The organism is Vibrio genomosp. F10 str. 9ZD137, assembly GCF_049974785.1.
Taxonomy (GTDB): domain Bacteria; phylum Pseudomonadota; class Gammaproteobacteria; order Enterobacterales; family Vibrionaceae; genus Vibrio.
Window position 1 is genome coordinate 1 of record NZ_JBNGCJ010000606.1, and the last position, 7,923, is coordinate 7,923.

The following is a 7,923-nucleotide window of genomic DNA, read 5'->3' on the forward strand; positions in this document are numbered from 1 at the left end:
TACAACGTCAACGGCTGCAAACGCCAACGAATGCGGTTCAGTCACTATCGCTGACATGAACTGGTCTTCCGCAAGCCTTATCGCAAACATTGATAAATTCATTCTAGAGCATGGTTATGATTGTGATGCCGAGCTCATCCCTGGCGATACAATGCCAACGGGTACGTCAATGATTGAAAAAGGCCAGCCTGATATTGCTCCTGAGTTTTGGAGTAATGCGATGAAAGAAGCGTTAGACAAAGGTGTAGCAGAAAAACGTTTACGTTACGCCGGAAAATCTTTAGTGAACGGTGGTGAAGAAGGCTTTTGGGTACCGCAATATTTAGTCGATAAACACCCAGAAATGGCCACTATTGAAGGCGTTATCAAGCACGCAAAAATGTTCGAGCACCCAGAAAGTAAAGATGTGTCTGCGTTCTACAGCTGCCCAGCTGGTTGGAACTGTCAAATCAGTGCGGGTAATTTATTTAAAGCATTGAAACTTGAAGACGCAGGCTTTGAAATTGTAGACCCAGGTTCAAGTGCTGGCCTTTCTGGTGCGATTGCAAAAGCGTATGCGCGTGAAGAAGCTTGGTTTGGTTACTACTGGGCACCGACGGCGGTACTCGGCAAATACAACATGGTGAAAGTTGATTTTGGCAGCGGCGTTGACCTGGAAGAGTTCGTCGGCTGTACGACTAAAGAAGAGTGTGAATCACCCAAGCCTACCATGTACCCACCTTCTCCAGTACACACAATGACAACCGAAGCCTTCGCGTCAAAAGCACCGGAAGCATACGCTTATTTAGGTAATCGTGGTTTTACCAACGAAAAAATGAATGAGTTGTTAGCATGGATGGAAGACAACCAGGCTGACGGGGAAGAAGGCATGTATCACTTCCTTTCCGAATCACCTGAAATCTGGCACCCATGGGTTTCTGCCGAGATTGCGAAGAAAGTAGAAAACGCACTCTAGTATTTTTGGGGCCCTATGTTTGAAACTGTAAATCTGAAACGACCGTTTTTAAGGCGTAGTTTTTAATGCGTAGTTTATGAGACATAGTTTATGAGGCATAGCTTATGAGGCATCGTTTTTAAGTGATGTCTTGGCTCTAATATAAAAGTTAGATGTTCACACGTTAACAAGTACTGCAACGTAAAAAGCGTACTACTTGTTGTAACGACGTAGGACACGTCGTGTTAAGTTGAAAACCGAGGCAAACTCATAAGTTTGCCTCGGAATTAAAAGGAAAAAACAATGGCTGACAGTAATTGGCTGAACAGTTTCCCAGAAATGGACCGTTCAGATCTACGACTCATCCGCAAAACATTAGATGGCGCCTATCGCGATTTTTCTCGTGAATACGGCGACATGATTGAATCATTTTTTGACCCACTGCTCACTTTTCTCGTCTGGTTTGAAAAGCTCCTATTATCCACCCCTTGGTTTATTGTTTTAGTGCTCACCACTGGGCTAGTGTATGCCGCTAGTCGCTCGTGGAAATTGGCACTTGGTGGGCTTATCTCTTTCATACTGATTGGCTACTTTGGTATGTGGGAAGATACAATGCGAACGCTCAGTATCATTACCGTTTGTACCTTGCTCGCGATCTGTTTAGGCATTCCGATAGGGATTGCCATGGCGCGTTCCAATCGCGTTCAATCAGTTGTTACTCCCATGCTGGATGTTATGCAGACCATGCCAGCGTTCGTCTACCTTATTCCTGTAGTGATGCTTTTAGGCATTGGCAAAATCCCTGGATTAATTGCGGTTGTTATCTACGCTATCCCACCGGTGATTCGATTAACCAATTTGGGTATTCGACTGGTCGATAAAGAAGTACTGGAAGCTGCGACAGCATTTGGAGCAAGCAGCAAACAACGCTTATTTGGTGTACAGCTTCCGCTGGCGATGCCAACCATCATGGCAGGCATCAACCAGACCATCATGATGGCACTTTCCATGGTCGTTATCGCATCGATGATAGGTGTAAAAGGGCTAGGCCAGCCTGTTCTTAAGTCCATTACCAATCAATATTTTACCCTCGGGCTTCTCAACGGTTTTGCCATTGTGGCTCTTGCTATCCTATTTGACCGAGCTTCTCAAGCGTATGCCAAACGTACACAAGCACACCTTGGAGATCTAAAACATGACTAAACCACTCATTGAAATCCGTGGCTTATACAAAATTTTTGGACCGAAACCTCAAAGTGTTGTTGAACGTGTTAAAGCGGGCATGAGTAAAGATCAAATACTCGAAGAGACAGGACATACCGTAGGTTTAAAAGACATCAATCTCAGCATTAACAAAGGCGAAATATTCGTCATTATGGGCCTATCGGGTTCCGGTAAATCAACTCTTATCCGTCACTTTAACCGATTGATCGACCCTACCCTTGGTCAAATCGATGTCGAAGGTACGGATGTCATGACGCTTCGTCAGAAAGAACTTGAACAGTTTCGCCGCCAAAAGATGTCGATGGTCTTCCAACGCTTTGGTTTAATGCCACATCGTAAAGTCATTGATAATGTTGCTTATGGGCTTGAGATCCAAGGCGTGCCTAAACAGCAACGTTTAGAGAAAGCGAATGAGTGGATAGAAACCGTTGGCTTGAAAGGGTACAACGAGCAGTATCCGTCTCAGCTTTCTGGCGGTCAACAACAGCGCGTAGGCCTGGCTAGAGCACTCTCGACCGATGCGGAAATCCTATTGATGGACGAAGCGTTTTCGGCATTAGACCCGCTAATACGCAGTGAAATGCAAGATCAACTGATTGAGCTTCAGCAAAAACTGCACAAGACCATCATTTTCATTACTCACGATCTTGATGAAGCTTTACGACTGGGTGACCGTATTGCCATTTTGAAAGATGGCGAACTGGTTCAACAAGGTACGCCAGACGAAATTTTACTTTACCCTGCTGATGAATACGTTGAAGCATTTGTTAAAGATGTGAACCGCGCTCGAGCACTGACAGTGGAAACGGTTATGCAGCCACCAGCGTACCGTATTACCGCTGAAACCATTGAAGAAGCATTATCGCTGATGAAAAAGAGTAAACATGACTATGCATACCACGTCACAGAAGATGGGTATCAAGGCGTGCTGACTCAAGAAGGTTTGCAAGAAGCTTCAGATGATGCTTCTGTCAGTGAATTTAGTGATGACATCTACGAGGAAGTCCCTTCCGTTTCCCCAGATGCCGCCATTGAAACGGTTCTTCCTGAGACTATGGGCTGTGATTATTCACTCCCTGTTGTCGATGAAGATGGAAATCTCAAAGGTGAGCTAGAGCGAAGTGCCGTCGCTGAGATATTTGTTGATAGCTCTGCAGAAACGGAAGAAAAAGTAACGGAAAACACGAAAGCGACGGCTTAAGCTTAAGTTTTCCTATACTCCGCTGTTTTATTGACGGTTCTCTATCAAAATTGTCCGGCCACTAGGCCTGAAACATAAAAAGCACTATTGAACGATTCAATGGTGCTTTTTAAGTATCAGGCTATGTTTGAGTATCAAGCAAATGTTTAAGTATCAAGCAAATGTTTAAGTGTCAGGCTATGTGAGTATAACGCGACAGGAGTACAAGACTGAGTATCCCCTTTAAGTTAGCCGTCTAAGGCATTATTTATAGAAGGTTTCACCGCTGTTTACATCCAAATAGATCTTATCAGCTTGTTTCATCCCACCACAATACACAAAGTAAACGTCACGCTCACTGTATCGAATTGACCGAACCCAACCACCAAGCTCTTCAAAATCGCCGGGCGTACAGGTTTCATCTTTTAACAGTGCATCCGTAGTGGTTAAAAACATCACCTCATGGGTATTAAAGTCATCCGAACTGTCTATGTAGGCGGTTAAAGTCTCTTGCCTTTCCTCTTTGGTAATCACAGGCGCCTCTTCCACTAACCCTTCCATTGGGATCCACTCTGCGATTTCTTCGCCACCGTCTTCATAGACGTAGTAAACCGAGATACGTCCCCACCCATCACGCTGTTCTAAGATTTTAACGAAAGCGCCACGATACAAAAGACGCTCAATAAACGCTTCGCGATCCGGGCGTTCCCTTACGCCAAGCGTGGGGGTATTCACATAATAGTCAGTAATCACTTCTTGAATGACCTGCGGCGGTTCCTCTACTACCTCATCAGAAGGCGCTTCTTCTGCGACTGGCGGCACGTCACCGCTCTCTTGCATCGGTAACCAATAAAATAGGTAAAACCCCGCGCCAGCACCCGCTAAGCCAAGAACAAGCAAAAGGATCATTATTACTTTTTTCATTAATTAACCAAACCTACATTCAATATTGAGTGTCCATCATTCATCTTAGAGCCAGCGTCTTGAATATTGAAACCGTGCCCTTGAGACTGTCGCTTTAGAAGTGTCACCTTGAAGTCCATCACCTTAGTATAGAACTGTCGTTTTGTGTTTGTTGCTTTGGCACTGTCGTCTTTGAACTCTCACCTTGAAACGGTCTCCTTGCAGCAGTGACCATCCAACGACCAATAAACTTCCTATAATGTTTAAAGGCGCTATCACTGTATGAATTCTATGCGACGACATTGGGTATCAACCATTATAACGGCGACTTTGCTGATCTCTTTACCACTAAAGGTCAAAAGCCAGCACTGCACCGAGGAAGAGTGGAACCAAGCTCTCACTGAGCAGCACAATCTTGACCAATGGTATAACCTAAGGGCAACTCACTTTAATCGTATTTTAGGGCAGTACCAGCAGCACATTTTTCTGCATAGAGAGTTCACTCTAGCCGAACTTATTTTGTTATGGCGGCCAGACGCCACTGAATTTCGTACTTTGATGGAGCAGCAAATCACTTCTTCACGTCACTATGTAGAAATACTTAACGAAGAGAAAACGTTACTGAATAACACCCTACCGCAGATCAAATCACTGCGACAAATGTGGCGTAAAATGGGCATTCACTGCCAAGAAATAGACTTAAATATCAATGCCCTTTCTAGTCATCAATACCACAATACGAATAGCACCTTACTCGATGATACCAATACATTGTTAGAAAAGTTAAACACACTACAAACACTTTACTCTGCTGAGGTCAGGGCTCTACTAAGTGCAAAAGAGCTTGCTAAACACTAACCTAAGTCCAGCTCATCACATTTTGCTGCACAAACAAAATCGTTATTATGTAAACCGCGTATTGAGTGGCTCCACCAGGTCACGGTCACTTTTCCCCACTCCAACAAAATAGCAGGGTGATGCCCCTCGGTTTCCGCGAGTTCAGAGATTCGATTCGCAAATGCCCAAGCCTGTTTATAGTTCTTAAACTTATAAGATTTATCAAGTTGTGGAATGCCCTCTTCGTGTTTTAGTTCCCAACCCACCAGCTGGCCCAATAATTGTTGCTGTTCTTGTTCCGTCAGTGAAATAGAATCAATGCTGCACGCTTCACATTTCATGTTACTTAACGATTTCCGATTACTTAACATCGCAGGTTTCCTTAGGTTCAAATAAAGCAGGGTAAAGCTCTAAGCCGATTGCATTATCGACATCTTGGATGATGTTCCGTTGACTTAAATGGTAGAGCTGTTTTAGATCGTTTAATACAAAATAGATCGGTTGCATAATGTCAATCCGATAAGGCGTTCGCAATACTCGGCTCACATCGAATGGCTGGCGAATCGCAACACCATCATCTAGTGCGTATAACGTTTCTCCAGGAGAAGACAGTATTCCACCACCATAAATTTTGTTAACGCCATGCTCCTCAACCAAACCAAATTCAACCGTAAACCAATACAAGCGCGCTAAGTACACACGCTGTTGATGACTAGCATTTTTCCCCAGTTGCCCATAGCAATGAGTAAAGTGGGCAAAGTCAGGGTTGGTTAACATGGCGCAGTGACCAAACACTTCATGGAAAAAATCAGGCTCTTGCAGGTAATCAAACTCTTCCCGTGAGCGTAGAAATGTCGCCACCGGAAACTTCTTATCCGCCAGTAATTCAAAGAATCGGTCAAAACTAATCAGAGCGGCAACCGGAGCAAGACTCCACCCAGTCTCTCTGAATAAAACATCACTAATTTCATAAAGTTGAGGGACTCTGTCTGTGGGCAAATTTAGCATAGCGAGCCCATCGATATAGGACTGACAAGCTCGGTCTTCGACCAAAGGCCGCTGACGAGCATAAAGCGCTTCCCATATCTGGTTTTCTGCTGAACTCCATTCAACACAACCCCGACTGTCCACTTGTTTCGAATGATACTGAGTCATCACACATACCTGATTGCTTCCCTAGGTTTATCCTATTTCCTAACGCAAATGCATGCCAACAGTCGGTCACAAATCAACCACCCAATTCGTGTAACATTTTATTTACAACTTGGTTTTTTACTATAATATTCAAAATCCTGCTATCAACCTTATTTGACTAATAGCCGATCGCAACCAACACTTAAAGAGTCAATTTCTGATGTGGAAAACTGAGAACAGTATGTCAAACCATGATCCTATTTGGGTGCCAAGTACCCAAAGAATTGAAGAGTCTAATCTCCATCAATTCATTCAGCATATCAACATGCAAGGTGAAGCTATTGAAGACTATTCGTCATTGCATCAGTGGTCCATCACCGAGACTAAGCAGTTTTGGCTTGAAATATGGCAATATTGCGATGTTATAGGCTACCGCGGTGATTGCATATTTGGAGAAGGTATCGCCAAATGGGGCTCTTTCTTTCCCAATAGAGATACCATTTGGTTCCCTCAGGCTCAGCTCAATTATGCTGAGAATCTCCTTTCCTTCGCTTTCCAGAAGCCCAGTGAAATTGCTATCTGGTTTAAAAATGAACAAGGAAAGAATACACAAATGACCTGGCAGGAGTTGTGTGATCAAGTGTCAATCGTTCAGCAATGGCTTAAACAAAACGGAGTGGAAAAGGGAGATGTCGTCGCTGGCTACTTGCCATATATACCTGAAGCCGTCATCGCCATGCTCGCGACAACAAGCCTTGGCGCGATTTGGACATCGACTTCTCCCGATTTTGGAAGCGATAGCGTCATCGAACGTTTTGGGCAGGTAAAACCGAAAGTTCTTTTTTGCTGCAATGGTTATCAATTCAACGGAAAATCATTTTCGCTGCATGATAAAAACGCGACGATTGCCCAAGCGCTACCGAGTATCGAAAGCATTTGTGAAATTGACTATGTTCGTGTCATGAATGATGACTACGATTACCCACAACAGTATTCCGATTGGGAATCGATCCTCGCCAATTACCTGCCTAAAGGGCTTCGTTATCAGCGTGTCGGATTTAATGACCCCCTGTTTATCTTGTACTCTTCTGGCACTACGGGAAAACCAAAGTGCATTGTGCATTCGGTTGGGGGAACGGTACTCAACCATCAAAAAGAGCACCAGCTTCACTGTGATATACAACCTCTGGATCGGGTGTTCTATTTTACGACTTGTGGCTGGATGATGTGGAACTGGCACGTCTCAGCACTGGCAAGTGGCGCAACTCTGGTGATTTATGATGGCAGCCCAATGTTCCCTTCAGAAGACAGCCTGTGGAAGCTGGCTGAAGAAACACAGCTGTCGTTCTTCGGCACATCGGCTAAATACCTACAAGCGCTGGAAAAAAGCTCACTGATCCCAAGAGAAAAATACGACCTTACCGCACTAAAAACCGTGTGCTCCACCGGATCGGTACTGTACCCAGAGCAGTTCGATTTTGTCTACGACGGTATAAAATCCGATCTGCATTTAGCGTCCATCTCTGGTGGCACGGATATTTGCGGGTGCTTTGTTCTTGGAAGCCCAATTTCACCTGTTTTCAGAGGGGAATGCCAAGTGAAAGGGCTCGGGCTTGATGTCGCGGTATTCAATCAACATGGTCACTCGGTCGTTGAGCAAAGAGGCGAACTGGTTTGCTGTAATAGTTTCCCGAACCAACCGATTGGGTTT

At 44.5% G+C, this 7,923-nt stretch carries 8 protein-coding genes; 5 read left to right on the forward strand and 3 right to left on the reverse strand.

Translation table 11 applies throughout. The features are described from left to right. The 3 genes from ACP45E_RS14705 to ACP45E_RS14715 all read left to right on the forward strand — a co-directional run. On the forward strand, positions 1-955 hold a 955-nt coding region (locus tag ACP45E_RS14705; RefSeq protein ID WP_069585173.1), incomplete at its 5' end, for an ABC transporter substrate-binding protein. 282 nt (positions 956-1,237) lie between these two features. Further along, on the forward strand, positions 1,238-2,137 hold the full coding sequence (locus ACP45E_RS14710; protein ID WP_017035884.1) for an ABC transporter permease: 900 nt from the start codon (positions 1,238-1,240) through the stop codon (positions 2,135-2,137). Next, a complete protein-coding gene (locus ACP45E_RS14715; protein ID WP_017037306.1) occupies positions 2,130-3,359 on the forward strand; it encodes a quaternary amine ABC transporter ATP-binding protein in 1,230 nt (409 codons plus the stop codon). The genes ACP45E_RS14710 and ACP45E_RS14715 overlap by 8 nt, the downstream gene beginning before the upstream one ends. A 243-nt stretch (positions 3,360-3,602) precedes the next feature. On the opposite strand, the gene ACP45E_RS14720 is transcribed toward ACP45E_RS14715, so the two are convergent. Then, positions 3,603-4,247, reverse strand: a complete 645-nt coding sequence (locus ACP45E_RS14720; protein WP_017037307.1) for an SH3 domain-containing protein — start codon at positions 4,245-4,247, stop codon at positions 3,603-3,605. A gap of 276 nt (positions 4,248-4,523) precedes the next feature. On the opposite strand from ACP45E_RS14720, the gene ACP45E_RS14725 reads away from it, so the two are divergent. Next, positions 4,524-5,099: a hypothetical protein gene (locus ACP45E_RS14725; protein ID WP_017037308.1), complete on the forward strand. Its 576-nt coding sequence runs from the start codon at positions 4,524-4,526 to the stop codon at positions 5,097-5,099. Here the strand turns inward: ACP45E_RS14725 and ACP45E_RS14730 are convergent. Next, positions 5,096-5,449 (reverse strand): 4a-hydroxytetrahydrobiopterin dehydratase, encoded by a 354-nt coding sequence (locus tag ACP45E_RS14730; protein WP_017035888.1) that lies wholly within the window; start codon positions 5,447-5,449, stop codon positions 5,096-5,098. The two genes, ACP45E_RS14725 and ACP45E_RS14730, sit on opposite strands and share 4 nt — an antisense overlap. Continuing rightward, the gene (gene phhA / locus ACP45E_RS14735) at positions 5,439-6,233 is read right to left on the reverse strand and encodes a phenylalanine 4-monooxygenase (protein ID WP_017035889.1); all 795 of its coding nucleotides are present in this window, start codon (positions 6,231-6,233) and stop codon (positions 5,439-5,441) included. Before phhA ends, ACP45E_RS14730 begins: the two co-directional genes overlap by 11 nt. A 199-nt stretch (positions 6,234-6,432) precedes the next feature. Between phhA and ACP45E_RS14740 the strand changes: the two genes are divergently transcribed. After that, positions 6,433-7,923: acetoacetate--CoA ligase (locus ACP45E_RS14740; protein WP_069585174.1), on the forward strand; the 1,491-nt coding region annotated here is incomplete at its 3' end.